The organism is Paracoccus aminophilus JCM 7686 (genome assembly GCF_000444995.1).
Classification (GTDB): domain Bacteria; phylum Pseudomonadota; class Alphaproteobacteria; order Rhodobacterales; family Rhodobacteraceae; genus Paracoccus; species Paracoccus aminophilus.
Map to the genome: position 1 here is coordinate 117,461 of NC_022049.1, position 18,130 is coordinate 135,590.

The 18,130-nt window shown below is 64.5% G+C and carries 17 protein-coding genes; 6 read left to right on the plus strand and 11 right to left on the minus strand.

Annotation, left to right across the window (positions count from 1 at the left end; genetic code table 11):
* Nucleotides 1–4: 4 nt before the first annotated feature.
* Together JCM7686_RS18670 and JCM7686_RS18675 are read right to left on the minus strand one after the other, a co-directional pair.
* Complete coding sequence (locus JCM7686_RS18670; protein ID WP_020952278.1) at nt 5–1,231, minus strand: acyl-CoA dehydrogenase family protein; 1,227 nt, start codon at nt 1,229–1,231, stop codon at nt 5–7.
* The gene (locus tag JCM7686_RS18675; protein ID WP_020952279.1) at nt 1,228–2,679 is read right to left on the minus strand and encodes an NtaA/DmoA family FMN-dependent monooxygenase; all 1,452 of its coding nucleotides are present in this window, start codon (nt 2,677–2,679) and stop codon (nt 1,228–1,230) included. Before JCM7686_RS18675 ends, JCM7686_RS18670 begins: the two co-directional genes overlap by 4 nt.
* Before the next feature lie 378 nt (nt 2,680–3,057).
* Between JCM7686_RS18675 and JCM7686_RS18680 the strand changes: the two genes are divergently transcribed.
* Nucleotides 3,058–3,687, plus strand: coding sequence for a LysE family translocator (locus JCM7686_RS18680; RefSeq protein WP_020952280.1), 630 nt, complete (start codon nt 3,058–3,060; stop codon nt 3,685–3,687).
* A gap of 25 nt (nt 3,688–3,712) precedes the next feature.
* On the opposite strand, the gene JCM7686_RS18685 is transcribed toward JCM7686_RS18680, so the two are convergent.
* The gene (locus JCM7686_RS18685; RefSeq protein WP_020952281.1) at nt 3,713–4,903 is read right to left on the minus strand and encodes a M20 metallopeptidase family protein; all 1,191 of its coding nucleotides are present in this window, start codon (nt 4,901–4,903) and stop codon (nt 3,713–3,715) included.
* A 3-nt stretch (nt 4,904–4,906) separates the two neighbouring features.
* Complete coding sequence (locus tag JCM7686_RS18690; protein WP_020952282.1) at nt 4,907–5,749, minus strand: BtpA/SgcQ family protein; 843 nt, start codon at nt 5,747–5,749, stop codon at nt 4,907–4,909.
* A 34-nt stretch (nt 5,750–5,783) separates the two neighbouring features.
* On the opposite strand from JCM7686_RS18690, the gene JCM7686_RS18695 reads away from it, so the two are divergent.
* Nucleotides 5,784–6,671: a PfkB family carbohydrate kinase gene (locus tag JCM7686_RS18695; RefSeq protein WP_020952283.1), complete on the plus strand. Its 888-nt coding sequence runs from the start codon at nt 5,784–5,786 to the stop codon at nt 6,669–6,671.
* A gap of 33 nt (nt 6,672–6,704) precedes the next feature.
* Here the strand turns inward: JCM7686_RS18695 and JCM7686_RS18700 are convergent, their stop codons facing one another.
* From JCM7686_RS18700 to JCM7686_RS18725, 6 genes are read right to left on the minus strand one after another with little or no spacing between them, the layout of a single operon-like run.
* Nucleotides 6,705–7,469, minus strand: a complete 765-nt coding sequence (locus tag JCM7686_RS18700) for a glutamine amidotransferase (protein WP_020952284.1) — start codon at nt 7,467–7,469, stop codon at nt 6,705–6,707.
* 13 nt (nt 7,470–7,482) lie between these two features.
* On the minus strand, nt 7,483–8,574 hold the full coding sequence (locus JCM7686_RS18705; RefSeq protein ID WP_020952285.1) for a phosphotriesterase family protein: 1,092 nt from the start codon (nt 8,572–8,574) through the stop codon (nt 7,483–7,485).
* Between the two features lie 3 nt (nt 8,575–8,577).
* Nucleotides 8,578–9,576: an ABC transporter permease gene (locus JCM7686_RS18710; protein ID WP_020952286.1), complete on the minus strand. Its 999-nt coding sequence runs from the start codon at nt 9,574–9,576 to the stop codon at nt 8,578–8,580.
* The gene (locus JCM7686_RS18715; protein WP_020952287.1) at nt 9,576–10,355 is read right to left on the minus strand and encodes an ATP-binding cassette domain-containing protein; all 780 of its coding nucleotides are present in this window, start codon (nt 10,353–10,355) and stop codon (nt 9,576–9,578) included. The genes JCM7686_RS18710 and JCM7686_RS18715 overlap by 1 nt, the downstream gene beginning before the upstream one ends.
* Complete coding sequence (locus JCM7686_RS18720; protein ID WP_020952288.1) at nt 10,352–11,287, minus strand: substrate-binding domain-containing protein; 936 nt, start codon at nt 11,285–11,287, stop codon at nt 10,352–10,354. Before JCM7686_RS18720 ends, JCM7686_RS18715 begins: the two co-directional genes overlap by 4 nt.
* A complete protein-coding gene (locus JCM7686_RS18725) occupies nt 11,284–12,327 on the minus strand; it encodes a LacI family DNA-binding transcriptional regulator (RefSeq protein WP_020952289.1) in 1,044 nt (347 codons plus the stop codon). The genes JCM7686_RS18720 and JCM7686_RS18725 overlap by 4 nt, the downstream gene beginning before the upstream one ends.
* A 268-nt stretch (nt 12,328–12,595) precedes the next feature.
* Here JCM7686_RS18725 and JCM7686_RS18730 point away from each other — a divergent pair, with 268 nt between their 5' ends.
* A complete protein-coding gene (locus tag JCM7686_RS18730; RefSeq protein ID WP_041528144.1) occupies nt 12,596–13,510 on the plus strand; it encodes a bifunctional helix-turn-helix transcriptional regulator/GNAT family N-acetyltransferase in 915 nt (304 codons plus the stop codon).
* A 103-nt stretch (nt 13,511–13,613) separates the two neighbouring features.
* Here the strand turns inward: JCM7686_RS18730 and JCM7686_RS18735 are convergent, their stop codons facing one another.
* Nucleotides 13,614–15,098: an MFS transporter gene (locus tag JCM7686_RS18735; protein ID WP_020952291.1), complete on the minus strand. Its 1,485-nt coding sequence runs from the start codon at nt 15,096–15,098 to the stop codon at nt 13,614–13,616.
* Between the two features lie 84 nt (nt 15,099–15,182).
* Between JCM7686_RS18735 and JCM7686_RS18740 the strand changes: the two genes are divergently transcribed.
* From JCM7686_RS18740 to JCM7686_RS18750, 3 genes are all read left to right on the plus strand, one after another.
* On the plus strand, nt 15,183–15,803 hold the full coding sequence (locus JCM7686_RS18740) for a TetR/AcrR family transcriptional regulator (RefSeq protein WP_020952292.1): 621 nt from the start codon (nt 15,183–15,185) through the stop codon (nt 15,801–15,803).
* 169 nt (nt 15,804–15,972) lie between these two features.
* The gene (locus tag JCM7686_RS18745; protein ID WP_020952293.1) at nt 15,973–17,355 is read left to right on the plus strand and encodes an MATE family efflux transporter; all 1,383 of its coding nucleotides are present in this window, start codon (nt 15,973–15,975) and stop codon (nt 17,353–17,355) included.
* Nucleotides 17,352–17,774 carry a glyoxalase superfamily protein gene (locus tag JCM7686_RS18750; protein WP_020952294.1) on the plus strand — a complete coding sequence of 141 codons (423 nt, stop codon included), beginning with the start codon at nt 17,352–17,354 and terminating at the stop codon, nt 17,772–17,774. Before JCM7686_RS18745 ends, JCM7686_RS18750 begins: the two co-directional genes overlap by 4 nt.
* Nucleotides 17,775–18,130: the final 356 nt, after the last annotated feature.

Here is an 18,130-nt window from a genome sequence, read left to right on the forward strand (position 1 = left end):
CGCCTCAGCGGTAATAATCGGGCGCGGGGAAGCGGCCATTCAGGGCCCAATCGCCGACCTCGTGGGTCTTGTAATGGATCGGGTCATGCAGCGTATGGGTGCGGATATTGCGCCAGAAGCGGTCGAAGCCATAGCTGCGGGCGGCGGCGCGCGCGCCCATCAGCTCAAAGATCCGCGAGGTGACTTCGAGGCCTGCCTCATGGGCGGCAATCTTCGCCTGATAGGCGATGACGGCAAGCGCGCCGCGTCCGCCCTCGGTCAGCGCCGGACCCTGGGCCAAGGCCGCATCGGCGCGCTGGCCTGCGGCATCGGCCAAGGCTTCGGCGGCGGCAAGCTGGGCCGAAAGGCGGCCAAAACGCTCGACGATCAGCGGGTCATCCCCGGCTTTCGCATAGCCCGAGGAGACCCAAGCGCGGCCCTGCGTCGCGATATAATCGCGCGCGGCGCGCAGGGCGCCCTTGGCGGTGCCGATGTAAAGCTCGGCAAAGGACAGCTGGATCACCGGGACATGGACGGTGACATGGGGCGGATGGGCGGTGCCCTCGGGCGCGGCATTGACCAGATCGGCGCGGGAGACGCGGACATTTTCAAGCGTCGCGCCGCCGCTCACCGTCTGGCGCTGACCGATCGCGTCCCAATCGCCGCCAAAGCGAAGGCCCTCGGTCGGATTGGCGACGATGAACTGGCCGATCTGGCACGAGACATCCGCGCCGTCCACCGTCGCGCCTTCGGCAAAGCGCACCCAGACTTGCAGGGTATCGGCCACCGCCGCGCCCGAGGTAAAGGGCTTCGCGCCATTGATGACATAGCCCGCGCCGTCGTTTTTCGCCTCGAGAAGCGGCGGATAGGCGGCCTGCGCAATGCCCGCATGGAACCAGCCCTGCTTCAGAAATCCCTCGAGCCGGCGAGCGCGCAGATCCTCATTCGTGCCGCCGAGGCCAATGCGCGTGCCGAAGAGGTGATAGGACATGAGCTGCGCCAGCGAGGTATCGGCCTCGGCCAGTTTGCGGATGACGCGCAGGATTTCCGACGCGGTCGCGCCACCGCCGCCCTGCGCCGAGGGGATCGCGATGGTCAGCAGGCCCGAGGCGCGCAAAAGCGCGATTTCCTCGACCGGATCGCGGCCCTCACGGTCGCGCGCCACCGCCGTCTTGACCAAGGCCGCGCCGACGCGGGTCGCGGCCTCGAGCCAATCCTCGATCCCGCCTTGGCTGGGGTTCAGGTCTTTCATTGCGCATCGTCCTTCTGGAATTCTTTCGCGGGTTTCGCCTGCGCCGGGATCGCGGCCAGCCGATGGGCGGGGTGATCGGCGCGGGGCCGGGCGCTCTCTTGCCCGAAAAGCCGCGCGCGCAGGCTGGTGCCGGGGTCGCGGGGCGCGCGGATGCGGCCCAGTTTGCGCAATTCCGGCACGACATGGGTGATGACATCGGCATAAGAGCCGGGGCTGACGACATGGAGGATGTTGAACCCGTCAAGCCCGGTCTCATTGGCCCAACGGTCAAGCTCCGCCGCGACTTTCGCGCCCGAGCCGACGAAAAGCCGCGAGCGCCCCAGCCCGCCCGCAGGCGCCAAAGCGTCGCGCAAGGTCCAGTCGCGCCCGGTTTCCTCCTTGGCGAACATCCCCAGAAGCCCGCGCCCCGAAGCGGTGTCGAGATAGCGGATCGGGGTTTCGGGGCCGTAATCGGAGAAGTCGATATTGGTCGAGGCAGCGTAATGGACGACCGCGCCGTCGAAGTCGAAATGGCGCTGATACTCGGCAAGCTTGGCCTCGGCCTCGGCGTCGGTTTCCCCGGTCACGATCGCGACCGAGGTGATGAAGCTGATCGCATCGGGGCCGCGCCCCTCGGCCTCGGCCAAGGCCTTGACCTTGGCGATATTGCGCCGGATCGCGGCATCATCGGCGCCGACGACAAAGATCACCTCGGCATGGCGGGCGGCGAATTCCACGCCGCGCGCCGAGCCTCCGGCCTGCATCAGAACCGGCACGCGCTGGGGGCTCGGCTCGGCGATATAGGGGCCGGGGACGGTGAAGAAGCGCCCCTCATGGTCGATCGGATGGACCTTGGCGGGATCGGTGAACATGCCTTCGGGATGGGCCGCGCTGCCCTTGTCGCGCAAAACCGCGCCGTCCTCCCACGAGGACAGCCACAGTTTATAGGCGACCTCGAGGAATTCATCGGCGCGGTCATAGCGCAGATCGTGATCGACCTGCGTGTCATAGCCCAGATTGCGCGCCGCACTTTCAAGCTGCGAGGTCACGAGGTTCCAGCCAATCCGCCCCTCGGTCGCATGGTCAAGCGTGGTGAATTTGCGCGACAAGAGCCAGGGATGCTCGTAGGTCGTGGACACCGTGATGGTGATGCCAAGGCTTTCGGTCACCGCCGCGATCCCCGAGGCGATGAGCAAGGGATCGGTCAGCGGCGATTGCACGCCCGCCGCCAAAGACGCCCCGGCATTGCCGCCATAGGTGTCCAAAAGCCCCAGAGCATCGGCGATGAACAGATTGTCAAAGCCCGAGCCGTCGAGCAGCCGCCCGAGCTCTTGCCAATAGTCGAGATCGGTGTGGCGGTAATGCTGATCCTCGGGATGCCGCCAGAGGCCATAGGCGACATGGGACACGGCATTCATGGTGAATGCATTGAGGACAAAGGGCTTTTTCGCGCCGTTCGGGGTCGTCATCTAGCAATTCCGGTCAGAGAGAGGGCAAAGCGTCATCAACGGGGCCCGCATGTCTTGCGCGGCCAGACCGGCCCAAGCGGGGATGCTGTCGCGCGACAGCAGGACGAGAGGAGCGGGACACGGCGCCACCGAAATTAAGACGATTCAATTGATCGTCTTTATAGATGCTCTTTCGGGCGGTTTGCTTCCAAACTTGGGCACGGCTTGGGAAAATTCCTTCCCCTGAAAACCCTCTCGCGAGAGGAATCATTTTCCCTACGCGCCCCTTTGCCCCGCGAGAGTGCATGATTCTGGCCCGCGCTCGCGCGCTGCGCGATCTTGCCCGGTCGCGCGGCGCTGCTAGAGTGGCGCAGGCGGCGCAGGTTGGGGGAGAGCTCGATGCCGGATTTCACCACTTTGACGATTTTCGCAGGGGCGGCGTTCATTCTGGCGGTGACGCCGGGGCCGGATGTCTTCCTGATTGCCTCGCGCAGTCTGACGCAGGGGCGTCTCGCGGGGCTTTTGACCTGCCTTGGCATCTCGGCGGGCTATGTCGTGCATACCGTGCTCGCGGCTTTGGGGCTCTCGAAGCTCTTTCTGACCGTGCCGATTGCCTTTGAAATCGTGCGTTGGGCGGGCTGCGCCTATCTGCTTTATCTGGCGTGGAAGGCGATCCGCACCAAAACTCCCGATGGCGAGGTCGTGACCACCCCCGCCATCGCGCCGGTGAAGATTTTCATGCAGGGGCTTCTGACCAATCTGCTGAACCCGAAAGTCGCGCTCTTCATCCTCGCGCTCTTCCCGCAATTCGTCCATCCGGGCGAGGGCTCGGTGCTGGTCCAGATGATGGTGCTGGCGCTGGTTCTCAATGTGATCACATTGGCGATCAACAGCTCGGTGATCGTGCTCGGAAGCCGGATCCGCGCGCGCCTGTCGCGCCCGCGCCGCTTCCCGCGCCTGCCGCAATATCTGATGGCGACGGTTTTCGCGGGGCTCGCCTGCCGCCTGGCGCTGACCCAGCGCGCGTGAAAGGGGGGCTTTGGGCCCCCCAGCTTCAGGCTGTTGCGGCCTCCGCCGAAGCCGCGCGCAGGACATCCGCCACGAGTTGCGGCGCGTTCAAAAGCAGCGCCTCGTTGAAGTTGAAGCGGTTGTTGTGGAGCGCGCCCGCCTCCATCCCCGCGCCGAGCCAGAAATAGCAGCCCGGGCGCTCGGCGATCATCGCGCCGAAATCCTCGGACACCATCGAGGGCGCCGGGGCCTCTTGCCAGTCGAGCCCGCGTGCGGCCGCTGCCGTCACTTCCGCTACCAGATCGACCGCCGCGCTGGCATTGCTGGTCGGGTCGAAAATCCGGCGGATGACCGGGGCGACGCTGAGCCCGAAGGCCGCCGAAATCTCGGCCGCGACCTCAGCCGCGATCCCGGCCGCTGCAATGCCATGCGCGGGATCGACAAAGCGGAAGGAGGCCGAGACCTCGAGATGGCTCGGGATGATATTCGCAGCCGTCCCGCCCATGTTCTGGGTGAAGGCGAAAGCGGTCGGTGCGCCGGTCAGCTCATGGCGCAACCGGGCGTTCATCCGGGTGATCAGCGCGGCCATCGCGCCGTAAAGATCGTCCGAGAGCGCGGGCAAAGCCGCATGGCCGCCCTTGCCGTCAAGCGTGAAGCCAATCTGGTGATAGGCCGCCATGATCGCACCTTCGCGCGCCGCGACCGTGCCGAGCGGCAGTTCGGGCCAATTGTGGAAACCGAAGGTCAGCGCGGGCGCGATCTCGTCGAAAAGCCCGTCCGCGATCATTGCATCCGCGCCGCGCCCGACCTCTTCGGCGGGTTGGCAGATGAAATGGACAGGACCGGGCAGGGGCTCGCCGCCCGTGGCGCGGCGCGCGAGCAGCTCGGCCACCGCGAGCAGCAAAGTCATATGGCCGTCATGGCCGCAGGCATGCATCCGGCCGGGGATTTCCGAGGCGAAGGGCAGGCCCGTCGCCTCGGTCAGGGGCAGCGCGTCCATATCGGTGCGAAGCGCGACGGCGGGGCCATTGCCGCCGCCAAGCGTCGCGACAAAGCCCGTCCCGCCGATCCTGCGCGAGATCTGGCAGCCCAAGGCCTCCAGCCGCTTGGCGAGTTCCTGCGACGTCCATTCCTCCTCGAAAGCGATTTCGGGGTGGCGATGGAAGGCGCGGCGGATCTCGCAAAAGCGGGCGTGCTCGGCGGCGAGCCAGTCGAGTTCGCTTTGGACGCGCGTCATGGCTTAGGCCTCCAAGGCGCGCGAGGCCACGTTGACGAAGCTTTTCACGCGGGCCGGATCGACCGGGTTCCACCACACGCCGCCCTCTTTGAGGGACGAGGCGACGATGACGCCATTGGTCAGCGACAGGATCAGCTCGACATTGTCCTCGCTCACGCCAGAACCGACCAGCAGCGCCAGATGGGTGGCGTCGCGGATGGTCCGGATCTCATCGGGGTTCGCGGCATCGCCGGTGCGCTGGCCGGTCGCAATCACCGCATCGGCGTCGAAGAACGCGAGATCGCGGGTCAGTTCCTCGATGGTGCGGTCGGCGACGATGGCATGGGCGCCGTGTTTGACATGGCTGTCGGCGAAGACCTTGATCTGGTCCTGACGCAGACGGGCGCGGAAGCGAAGCGCCTCGCCGGCGCGGCCTTCCATGAAGCCTTCATTCGCGACATAGGCATTGGCCCATTCATTGACGCGGATGAAGCTTGCGCCGCCCGCCGCCGCGATCGAAATCGCCGGGATCGGCGCGTTGGCCAGAACGCTGATGCCAAGCGGCACGCCGAATTCCTGACGGATGCGGTCGGTGACCACGGCCATGAAAGCGGCGGTTTCGCAGGTGATGTCATCGGGTTTGAGGAAGGGGATGTCGCCGTGGTTTTCAATCATCAGCCCGTGCATCCCGTTCGAGATCAGCGCCTCGGCGTCGCGCAGGCAGGCGTCATAGATCTCGGTCACCGGCTGGTCGCGATAGCGCGGCGCGCCGGGGAAGGCCGGGCAATGGATCATCCCGATCAGCGCCTTGTCGCGCCCGAAGATGTCGAATATCGCATTTGCGGGACGGTCGGAAATCAGTTGCATGGGCTGCCCTTCTGGAAGTTTAGGAATGATGTTCATGGCTCAAGTCGTCGTAATTGGAAACATCGCGTTGGATGAAACCTTGGCGGTCGAGGCGTTTCCCGAACCCGGTGCCTCGATTGCCGGATCCGCGCTCTCGGAAGGCGTCGGCGGCAAGGGCGCGAACCAGGCGATTGCCATGGCGCGGGCGCTGGCAGGCGTGGCTCCGGTGCGGTTTGTCGCAGCGATTGGCGGCGATCTGCGCGGCGCGAGGCTGCGCGCGGGGATCGAGGGCGAGGTGCTCGAGGCGCGGTTGATCTCGCGCGATCTGCCCACGGATTTCTCGGTGATTTTGCGGGACAAAAACCGCGAGAACACCATCGTCACGACGCAGGATTGCGCGCGCTCGATCACCGGCGAAGAGGCGGTTGCGGTGCTGGCCGAATATGGGCCGGGCGATGCCTTGGTCTTGCAGGGCAATCTGCGCGCGGAAACCTCGCTTGCGGTCCTTGAGGCCGCGAAGGCGCGCGGGATTTGGCGGGTGTTGAACCCGTCGCCAGTCGAGGGCTGCACCGCCGAGATGCTGGCCGCTTGCGATCTGCTGGTCGTGAATGAGGGCGAGGCCGAGACCTTTGGCGGCGCGGCGCATCTGTCGGTGGGCAAGGTTCTGGTGCGGACCTTGGGGCCGCGCGGGGCCGAGGTCTGGCAGGAGGGTGCGCTGGTCTTGAAGGTTGCGGGTGTCGCGGTCGAGGCGCTTGATCCGACTGGCGCAGGGGATTGCTTCCTTGCGGCGCTGGTCGCGGCGATGATCCGGCGCGGCGCGATCCTGCCCGAGGCCGAGGATCTCGACCTTGCCGCTTGGGCGGCGGGGCTATGTGTCTCGCGACTGGGCACGCAAAGCGCCTTTCCGACCGTGGCTGAATTCCAAGCCGCTTTCACGGCGTAAGGGGAGGGTGCGCCACTGGCGCACCCCCGTCATTCACTCGCTGGCTTCGAGCCAAGCGAACATGTTCAGCCAGAGCTGACGGTAGCCTTCCCAAGCGCAGAAGGCGGGCGAGAGCCAATGCGGCGACATGTCCGAGGTCCAGACGACCGAGCGGCCCTTGCCGAATTTGCCCGCCACCAGCAGCGGATGGCCGCCCTGATCTTCGGGCAGACGCGCGATCAGCTCGGCGCCGTCTTTCAGCACAACCTCGTTGACGCCCAGAACCGGCGGCCATGCGGCGGGCATGTCCTTGAGGATCGGGTGCGCCGGGGCGACCAGATCAGCAATCGCGCCTTCTGGGATCTCGATGCGGTCATCCCACGGATGACATTTGACCGGCAGAACTTCCTCGACCGGCGTGTTGCGCCAGCGTGCCTTGCCGTCGATCCCCTGGAACGAGAAGTAACCGCCCGCCATGATCAGCTTGCCGCCCTCTTCGACCCATTGCTTGAGCAAACGCAGGCGGTTCGGCGCGGTCTGGCTGTGGATCCAGACTTTCTGCGGCAGCAGGAAGGTCGACGACCCGATGTCCGAGATGATGATGATGTCCCAAGCGCGGATGCCCTCGATGTCGAAGGGGAAACCGTCTTGCGCTTCATGCGCGGGCATATGGGTGACTTCGTAATCCGTGCCCTTCATCGCATCCAGAAGCGGCTGGCAGCCGGTGTGGAAGGTGACCGAGCCGAATTGGTCAAAGCCCTTGTAATGGGTCGAAGACGACAGCCAGCTTTCGCCGACGAGCAACACTTTTTTGGTCATGAGAGTATTCCTTTCAGTTTTCTTGGGCGGCGAAACGCGCGTCAAAGACGCGGCGCGGGTTCACCACCATGAGGCTGTCGACCAGTGCGGGGTCGAGACCCAGCCGCTTCAGGCGCGGCAGGAAGTGGGCATTCACGAAGCCGTAGCCGTTGCCGCCATAATGGCGCAGCATGCATTTCAAAAAGACATCGTGGCTGAGCAGGATCTGGCGGCTGTAGCCCGCCTCGATCAGGCCCTGAATGGCGCGGGCACTATCGGCATCCGCCGGGCAATCGACATCCTGATCGGCGTAATAGAAGAGGTTGCCGAGCATGTCATATTCGATGAAGGCCCCGCGCGCGGCGAGCTCATGCTGATAGGTGCGATCGGCCCAGGATGGGTTCATATGGCACAGGATCGTGTGCTTGAGATCCGCGCCCTCGGCCTCGCAAATATCGAGCACCTTATGGGCCACGCGGAACCATGCGGGCAGGTGGACCATCAGCGGCAGGCCAGTGCGGGCCTGCGCTTGGGCCGCGCCGCGCAGGGATTTCTCCTCGGCGGCGGTGAAGTCTGAGCCCACGCCGATCTCGCCGATCAGGCCGATCTTGGCATCGGTCCCGTCCACGCCGACGGTCGCTTCCTGAACGATCTGATTGGCGATGTCCTCGACGCTCAGATCATGGAAGTAATCGGGCAGCGAGGTGCCGAGATAATAGCCCGCGCCCATGACGATATTGACGCCCGCGTCTTTCGCGATCTGGCGCAAGACCTTGGGGTCGCGCCCGATGCCGCGGCAGGTCGGATCAATCACCGTGCACCCGCCCTGACGGGTGAAATAGCCGAGCTCTTTCGCGACAACCTCGGGTTCATCCACACCCAGATTGGCGCGGTTGACGAAGGGGTCTTGCAACAGCTCGGAATAGATCTCGGGCGTGATCGGGGCATCGACCAGATAGTCGCGCGCCGGATCGCTCGGCGGGTTCCACCAGCACGAGCAATCGTTGTTCAGGTGCTCATGCATCAAGGTGATGCCGATCTCGGAAGCGGCGACCGGACCGTTCACGGTCATCACCAGCCCCGAATTGACATGCGCCTGCGACAGTTCCGACTTGGGTTCCGACATGGTTTAGCCTTTCTTGCCAAGCTTGAACCCGCTGCCAAAGAGGCGGGTGTTCATCCAAACGGCCAGCAGAATGATGACGCCGGTGACGATCTGCGTGAGGAACGGCGAGACATGCATCAAGATCAGCCCGTTGCCGATGATCAGGATCGTGAGCGCGCCAAGCGTGGTGCCCAGGATCGAGCCGCGCCCACCCATGAGCGAGGTGCCCCCCAGAACCACGGCGGCGATGACCTGCATCTCGAAACCGACCGCGGCGTTCGACGAGCCCGAGCCCAGACGCGAAGCGATCAGGAGACCGGCAATCGCGCAGGCAATGCCCGAGGCCATATAGACCGAGCAGACGATCCAGCGCGCAGGCATACCGACGCGGCGCGCCGCTTCAAGGTTCGAGCCCACGGCCACGACCTGACGGCCATAGCGGGTATTGCGCATGATGATAAAGCCAAGGATGGCGATCAGCACAGCGAGGATCGCGGGAACCGGAATGCCCGCCAGCGTGCCGCGGCCAAGCCAGAAAAAGCCCGGCTGATCCTTGATCGGGATCGAATAGCCCTCGGTGATATAAAGCGCGATGCCGCGCAGGATCGACATGCCCGCCAGCGTCACGATGAAAGCAGCAATGCCTTGGAAAGAGATGAACCAGCCCTGCGCCAGACCGACAATCGCGCCAGCCGCGACCATCATCAGCGAGGTCGTGACCCAGTCAAAGCCATTGGCCATCAGGATCGCGGCCAAAGCGTTGATCAGCGCGACGATCGAGCCGACCGCGAGGTCGATCCCGGCCGTCATGATGACAAAGGTCATCGCGACCGCAACGATCAGCACCGGCGCGCCCTGACGCACGACGTTCAAAAGGTTGCCCGTCGTCATGAACGTATCGGTGAGCGCCCAGAAAAAGCCCATGCAGGCGACAAAGAACAGCGCGATCGACAGCACCTGCGCATTGTCGTTCAGCCATTCGACAAACTGGCTCTGCTTGGCGCGTTCGGTATAGTTGGCCATCAGTGCCCCCCGGTGATCAGATTGACGATCTCTTGCAGATTGGTATCCGCGATCATGCGCTCGGCGACCTTGGTGCCCTCATACATGATGGCGGCGCGGTCGCAGACGCGGAACACGTCCTGCAGACGGTGGGTGATCAGCACGACGCCGACGCCCTTGGCTTTGACGCGGTTGATAAGCGAGAGAACCGCCTCGACCTCTGCCACGGCCAAAGCCGAGGTCGGCTCGTCCATGATCAGGACCTTGGGCTGGAACGAGGCCGCGCGCGCGATCGCAATCGCCTGACGCTGGCCGCCCGACAGCTTTTCCACCCGCGCGGTCAGACGCGGAATGCGGATCTCCAGCGCATCGAGCATTTCCTGAGCGCGCGTCAACATCGCCTTCTGGTCAAGGAAGGGGCCCTTATGGAGCTCGCGACCCAGAAAGAGGTTGCCCACCACGTCGATGTGATCACAAAGCGCGAGATCCTGGAACACCATCTCGATATTGCGCGAGCGCGCATCATTCGGACCCGAGAAACGCACCACTTCGCCCGCGACCGAAATCGTGCCGCTGTCCGGGATATAGGTGCCCGAAATCACCTTCGACAGGGTCGATTTACCGGCGGCATTGTCGCCCAGAAGGGCCAGACATTCGCCGGGCATGATATCCAGATCCACCCCCCGCAACGCCTGATGCGAGCCGAAGGTCAGCCGGATGTCGCGCAGCGATACGAGAGGCGTGGCGGAATTGGGGTGGATTGCTCCACCCCGCTCCAAGCTTTGAGAAGCTTCACTCATTTGAACAGGTCGCGGAACTGGTCCACGTTCTCTTTGGTGACGATGGTGGCGGGGACCGAGATCACCGGCTCGACGCTCTCACCGGCGGCAACCTTGACCAGAGCCTCGATGGCGGCTTTGCCCATGCCAGCCGGATCCTGCTGAACGACGCCGCCGACAAAGCCCGCGTCGATGCCGTCGATGACATTCGAGGTCAGATCCCAGCCGTAAACCTTGACGCTGTCCTGACGGCCCTGGCTTTCGGCAGCCGCGACCGAGGCGACCATGGCGGGCTCGCCCGTGGCATAGATCGCAGTGAGATCGGGGTTCGCGGTCAGCAGGTTTTCCGCCGCGCCCAAAGCCACGTCCTGCACGTTCTGGCCGTCAACTTCGCTGGCGACGGTGACCTTCGGATCGGTCTTCAGCACGGCGTTGAACGCATCCTTGCGCACGTTCTGGATGAACGAGTTCAGGGCCACGACTTCGCCCATCTTCACGTCCTGATCCTTGTGCTGCTCAAGGACGAATTTCGCGAAATCTTCGCTGGTCTTGGTGTTGTCGACGCCGATCTGAGCCTTTTGCGGACCTTCGGGCAGGATCGCGTCGATGGCGACGACCGGGATACCGGCGTCAGCGGCCTGCTGGACGGCGGGCATGATGCCGTTCACGTCGATGGCGACAACCGCGATGCCGTCAACCTTTTGCTGAATGAAGGTCTCGATGGCCGAGTTCTGCGCCTGCGGGTCGTTGTTGGCGTTGAAGATCGCCAGTTTGACGCCTGCGGCATCCGCAGCCTTCTGCGCGCCCTCATTGATCTGGTTGAAGAACAAAGCCTGCTGGTTGATCTGGATCAGCGCATAGGTCTTTTCCTGCGCCGAAGCGGCAGTTGCACCAAAGACCGCTACGGCGGCGGTGACGGCCAGAAGGCCGCGCCGGGTCATTCCAAGTTTCATCTGTGTTCCTCCTGAGGGTCCGTTGCGGTTTGAAGGCTGGCGACGGAGGCAACGGAACTCCGGTCGACCAAGGTCACGGGCAAGATCTCGACCCGTCTGCGGGCCGCAGGATCCTCCCAATCGGTATCCAGCAGGATCGAGACCGCCCGCACGCCCAAAGCCTCGACCGGCTGACGGATCGCGGTGATCGGGGTGGCGAAATGATCCAGTGGCAAAATATCGTCAAAGCCGATGAGCGAGACATCGGCAGGCACCGAAAGCCCCGCCGCCATCAGCGCATCCAAAGCGCCGATCACCAGCTCGTCGGACATGGCAAAGATCGCAGTGACCGGCAGGCCCTCGGCCAATATTTCGCGGCAATGACGCTCGCCATCCTCGCGCGAATAGCTGCCACTCTTGCGGGTGATCTGGACATCCGCGCCAAAAGCCTCGGTCATGGCGCGCGAAAAGCCGCGAAAGCGCTCGGCCCCGGAATGCATCTCATCGCCCGCGCCAATCACCGCGACGCAGGCATGACCATGTGCGGCCAGATGCGCGCCCGCCAGATAGCCGCCGCCGTCATTGTCGCAAAAGAGCCGCGGCGCAATCGCCCCCGGGACATCTTCGTCCAGCAGCACGACCCGGCGCGCCGCCGTGATCCGCCCGGTCAAAGGCGCGACATCGGGATGGTTGGTAACAAAGATCAGCCCATCGACATGGCGGTCGGAGACGCTGTCGAGATAGCGGCTCTCGCGCCCGGGCCGGTTCAGCGTGACCGACAAGGCAAGCTCCTGCTCGCGCAAAAACGCCTCATTCTCGACCGCCGCGACCAAAGCCGCAAAAAACGGCGCCTTGATCTCGGGCACGACCATGCGGATGAGATCGGTGCGCCCCCGGCTCAGCGAGCGCGCGAAAGGATTGGGACGATAGTTCAGATCGGCAATCGCGGCATCCACCGCCGAACGCGTCGCCTCAGGCAGGCTGAGCGAGCCGTTCAGGTAACGCGAGACCGTCGCCGAAGAGACGCCCGCCCGCTCTGCCACTTGCTTCAGATTCGCCAATCCACACCGCCTCCCGTCGGTAAACCGATTTACTAAGACCGCGCGACGCTTGTAAAGCGCTTTATCGTCGCATCTCTGTCACAAACCTCCCGCGCCGCAAAACCGGCCCAGGCGCTTTCTTCATCATCCAAATACCCAAATCCGGCCCCGCCATCCGCGAGGCGCGGCCAATTGCGCGCCCCCACGGGCCAACACCCCCTCGCCAAGCACCCTCTTGCTGTCGCGAATTATACCTGACATAAGTCAGATGTATTCCCAAAGGCCCGCCATGACCCCAAAATCCGCAGCTGAGATCCCCGCCGATCACATCGCCCGCATCCGCCGCTTTCACCGCGCCGTCACCACCGAGGTCGGCCTGCTCGATGCCTCGTTTCTGGGCCGCGGCCGTCCGCTTGGGCCCGCGCGCGTTCTCAATGCGATCGGGCAGGGGATCCGCGAAATCAGTGAAATCCGCGCCTATCTCCGCCTCGATTCCGGGCTGATGAGCCGCCTTTTGCGCGGGCTTGAAACCGAGGGGCTGATCGTGCTCGATGCCGATCCTGGGGACAGCCGCAAGCGCCGCGCGCGGCTGACAGACTCGGGTGCCGCCGAAGTCGCGATTTATGAGGCGCTGTCCGACCAGCAGGCCACGACCATTCTCGCAGCCCATCCCCGGCCCGATGCGCTTTTGGCGGCGATGGATCTCGTGGCTTCGGCGCTTGGCCGGACGCGGATCGCGCTGGACGAAGTCCCGCCTGACGCGCCCGAGGCGCAGCTGGCGCTTCACGCCTATTACACCGAGCTCGGCCATCGCCTGAAACAAGGTTTTGACGTGAACCTTTCCTGCGATCCCGAGGCCGGGGCCATGACCGCGCCGCGCGGCGCTTTTCTGGTGGCGCGCTCGGATGGGATGGTGATCGGTTGCGCCGGGCTCAAGGGCACCGACAAGGGTTATGCCGAGATCAAGCGCGTCTGGGTCGCCCCATCGGCGCGCGGGCTCGGGCTTGCACGGCAGATGATGGCGGGGCTCGAGGCGCGGGCGGCGGCGCTTGGCATCAGCTGTCTCAGGCTCGACACCAACAGCGCGCTCCCCGAGGCGGTCGCGCTCTATCGCGCCCTTGGCTGGGCCGAGATCCCACGCTTCAACGACGATCCCTATCCTGATCTTTTCTTTGAGAAAAACCTCGGGGCGGCTGGGGCATAAGCGCCGCGCCACGCAGCTCCCGCGCCCTCGCCTCTGTCGAGATCATCAAGGCACATCCTTGAAACCAAAGGGAAAGGCCGCCCCGCAGGGCGGCCTTTCGCAATCAGGCGGCAACGGGCACGCGGCGGCGCCAGATAATCACCAGCGCCACAGCGATCAGCATCGCGGCGGCCGCCGCCGTGACCCCGACAAAGGCGCCCTCGAAGGCACTGCGCGCCAGCGCGCTGACCTCGGCGGCCTGATCGGCGGGCAGGCGCGCGGCATGGATCAGTGCCTCGTCGAGACTGTCAAAGCTCGTCGGATCGGCCGGGATCGCGGCCGGGATCTTGAGCCCGGTCGTATAAAGCGCCGACATCAGACTGCCGAGAATCGCCACACCAAGCGCTCCGCCAAGCTCATAGGAAACCTCCTCGACCGAGGCCGCCATGCCCGCGCGATCGGCGGGGGCCGAAAGCATGATCGCGCTTGAGGCCGCCGTCATTGACGCGCCGACGCCAAAGCCCATCACCGCAAGCGCCGCGAGCCAGATCACCGGCGAAATCCCCTCGCTCAGCAGATAGACGACCAGCGCCAGCCCCGACATCAACAGCCCGCCGCTGACCAGACGCTCGGCGCCCAGACGTGGCAGCACCAGCCCGGTCGCCGGACCCGCGATAAACGAGGCCAGCGGGATCGGCAGCAACAACAGCCCGACCTCCAGCGGCGAATAGCCTTGCACCAGTTGCAGGCGCTGGCTGAAGACCAGCTCAAAGCCGATCAGCGCCGCCGAGGCAGTCAGCGCCGCCATCACGCCTGCCGAAAAGCGACGGTTGGCAAACAGCGAGAAATCAATCAGCGGATGGGCGCTGCGCGCCTGACGGCGCACGAAAAGCGCAAGCCCGCCCAGACCTATCACCAGCGCGATCAAAAGCGCCTGAAGCGAGGGCTCGCGTTTGGCGATTTCCTTGATCGCATAGACCACGCCGACCAGCCCGACCATGATCTGGACCGAGGCGATCAGATCCCAGGGCCGCTTGGATTCGCCCGGGCGATGCGGGATCAGGGTCCAGGCGGCGGCAATCGCGACCAGGACCACCGGCACGTTGATGAGAAAGACCGAGCCCCACCAGAAGAACTCCAGCAGCACGCCGCCGACGACCGGCCCCAAAGCCGCGCCGCCCGAGGCGACCGCGGCCCAGATGCCAATCGCCAGCGCTCGCTCGCGCTCGTCCGTGAAGGTCAGCCGGATCAGCGACAGCGTCGCGGGCATCATCATCGCCGCGCCAACCGCAAGGAGGACGCGCGCGCCGATCAGCACGGCCGGCGTCGGCGAAAAGGCCGCGATGGTCGAGGCGATGCCAAAGACCACGAGCCCGCTCAGAAACATCCGGCGGTGGCCGACGCGGTCGCCAAGCGTGCCAAGCCCCGGCAAAAGCCCCGCCACCACCAGCGGATAGGCGTTGACGATCCAGAGTTTCTCGCTGGCCGTCGCATTCAGCTCGCGCGTCAATCGCGGCAGTGCGGTGTAAAGCACGGTCATATCGATCACGATCAGGAACAGCGCGCTCGAGATCACGGCCAGCATCAGCCAGCGGCTCCGGGGCAACATGGGAATCATCCTCAAATACAGGCATAGGATTGCAAAAGCTGAGAAGGCATATAAATACGTTCGTATTGAAATGAAAGAGGCGAAATGTCTGGACGTCCCAGAAGCATTGACCGCGACAAGATTCTGGATGCGGCAGAGGAAATCGTCGCGCAGCATGGCGCGGCCGGGCTGACCTTTGACGCGCTGGCCAAGGCGGCGGGCGTGACCAAAAGCGGCGTGCAATATTGCTATGGCACGCGCGGCAACCTGCTGCGGGCGATGATCGCGCGTTGGGGCGAAAGCTTCGACGCGGCGATTGCGGCCCATCAGGGCGATGACGACAGCATCGAGGGCCTGATCCGCGCCCATATCGCCGCCGAGCGCGATGCCGACGAGGCCGAGAATGCGCGCTCGGCCACGATGATGACGGCCTTGCTGCAAAGCCCCGAAGATATGGAGATCTCGCGCGCCTGGTATGGCAGCTATTTCGCGCGGCTCGACCTGACCACGCCCGAGGGGCTTCAGCTCGCTTTGGCCTTTCTGGCGGCGGAAGGGGCGTTTTATCTCAAGAGCTTCCGGATGCTCGATCTTCCGCCCGAGGATTGGGACCGGGTGATGGGCGCGATTGCGGCGCTGGCCGAGACCCTGCCCGGGACCGTCACGCCGCCCGCGGCTCCGGCGGCGCAGGGCCCGGCTTCACAAAAGAATGATCGCGCGGCGGATTGACGCAGCCCGCGACCGGCGCATATGAGGCGGCAAGGTTCCGAGCACCTGCCGCCTGCCGACGCAAGTCATGGTGAAGCTCGGGTTTGAGACGACTTCACCCTCGATGCATTTCGTTGGTGGCAATGCGGGCACCCATCAAGTTTGAAATGCCTCAGATGAGGAGTGAGTGATGTCTGAAGGACAATCGCCCCAAAACCGTTTTCTGCAGGCCCCGCCTGCAAAGATCTTTGCCCAGACGGCTGTGCCGATGATCCTGATCATGTTGATGAACGGGATGTTGCATGTCGTCGATGCGGCTTTCCTTGGCCATTTCGTCGGCGCCGAGGCGATGTCGGCGATCGGCGTGGTCTTTCCCTTGACCATGATCCTGATCGCACTGTCGACGCTGGTCAGCGGCGGCATGTCGAGCCTGATGGCCCGCCAGCTTGGCGCCGGTGCGCAGGACGCGGCCGAGACCACCTTCGCCCGCGCCCATGGTCTGGCGCTGACGATTGCCGCCGTGCTGATCGCGCTGCAACTGCTTTTCGGTCACAGCATGATCAATGCTCTCTCGGGCGGCGATCCGGTGATCGCGCGGATGGCCTATGCCTTCCTGACCATCGTCGTTTTGACGACCCCGGTGCAGTTTCTGCTGGGAATTCATGCCGATACCTGCCGAAATGAAGGTCGCGCGGGCATGATGGCGATGATGTCGCTTGGCGTCACTCTGGCCAATATCGCGCTGAATTACCTGTTCATCGCGGTCTTCGACTGGGGGGTTGCGGGCTCGGCCATGGGCTCGACCGTCGCGCAGATCTTTGGCCTGTCGCTGCTGGTCTTCCTGCGCGAGCGCGCCGGGACTCGGCTGCCGATCACGGCGCTTGGCCGCCATTCGTGGCGCGGCGGCTGGAAGACCATTGCAGGCCTCGGCGCGCCCTTGAGCCTCAGCTTCATCGGCGTGGCTTTGTCGGCCTTCAGCGCGATCCTTGCGATCCGGCTGACGGCGGGCGCGGCCTATGCGGAAACGGTCGCGGCTTACGGTCTGGTCACCCGGCTCATGGGCTTTGTCTTCCTGCCGATGATGGCCATGGCCTTGGCCACGCAAAGCATCGTCGGCAACAATGCCGGGGCAGGGCAGATGGACCGCGTGCGGCAGGTCTTGCGCATCGCGCTTGGCACCGCGCTCGTCTATTCGCTGGCGGTCCAGATCGTGTTTTTCCTGACCGGGGAAAGCCTTGGCCGCGCCTTTGTCGATGATCCGGCGGTGGTCGCCATGGTCGGCACGATCATCCGGCCGATGACGGGATTTTATCTCTTCACCGGGCCGGTGCTGGTTCTGGCGCTCTACTTCCAGGCGCTTGGCAAACCGGCTCAGGCGGCGCTCTTGACGCTGGTGAAGCCCTATCTGCTCGTCCCCGCCGGGATCGCGCTTGCCGCGAGCCAATGGGGCACCACCGGGATCTGGTATATCTATCCGGTGGTGGATGCGGTCATCGCGGTCATTGCAGGCTTGGTCTTCAGCGCCAACTCGCGCAGCGCGGCCCCGGCCACGCTGCAAGGAGCCCAGCCATGAGATCGGTTGCGGAAGCCAAGGAACAGGCCAAGGCGCTGCGTGCGGCGCTTGAGGCCGAGGGCGTGGCGATCAACCATGCCCAGTCGCTTGAGATGGTCGCCAAGCAAAACGGCGCGCGGGATTGGAACACGCTTCATGCGCAATTGATGCGCAACACGCCCGATCCTTTGCGCCTGAACCAGCGCGTGCGCGGCCGCTATCTTGGCCAGCCCTTCGCCGGAGAGATCATTGCGATCGCCGTCATGGGGCAGAATTACGAGGTCACGATCCGCTTTGACGAGGCGGTGGATGTGGTCGAATCCGAGCATTTCTCGAACTTCCGCCGCCAGATCCGGGCGGTGGTCGATCTCGACGGGATCTCGCCCGCCAAGACCTCGAACGGTCTGGCCCAGCTCGTGGTCGAGCCGGAGACGCGCTGAGACATCGCGGCCTTTGACCCGCGCAAAAACGGAAAGGGGCGCACCTTTGGGCGCGCCCTTTTTCATGCGGCGTCAAGGGCCTGCACCAAGAATCTCACCCAAGATTTTGCACGCGGCGATTCTGCGCGGACCCCCGCTCAAACCACCCTCCGCGCCACCCGTGCGACGCATCGCGCGGCGGATCTTCTCGCTTCTGGCAGGGCGCGAGGTCGCTGTTCTCTCAATCAGGCGGAGAATGGGACGATCATCTGTTCGCAGTTTGGGATATACGCGCGAATTTTTGGTGCATGCTAGCGTTTTCCATGATGAAATCCATGCGTAAGGGGGCGTCATCGGCATGGGTTCGCACAAGGATA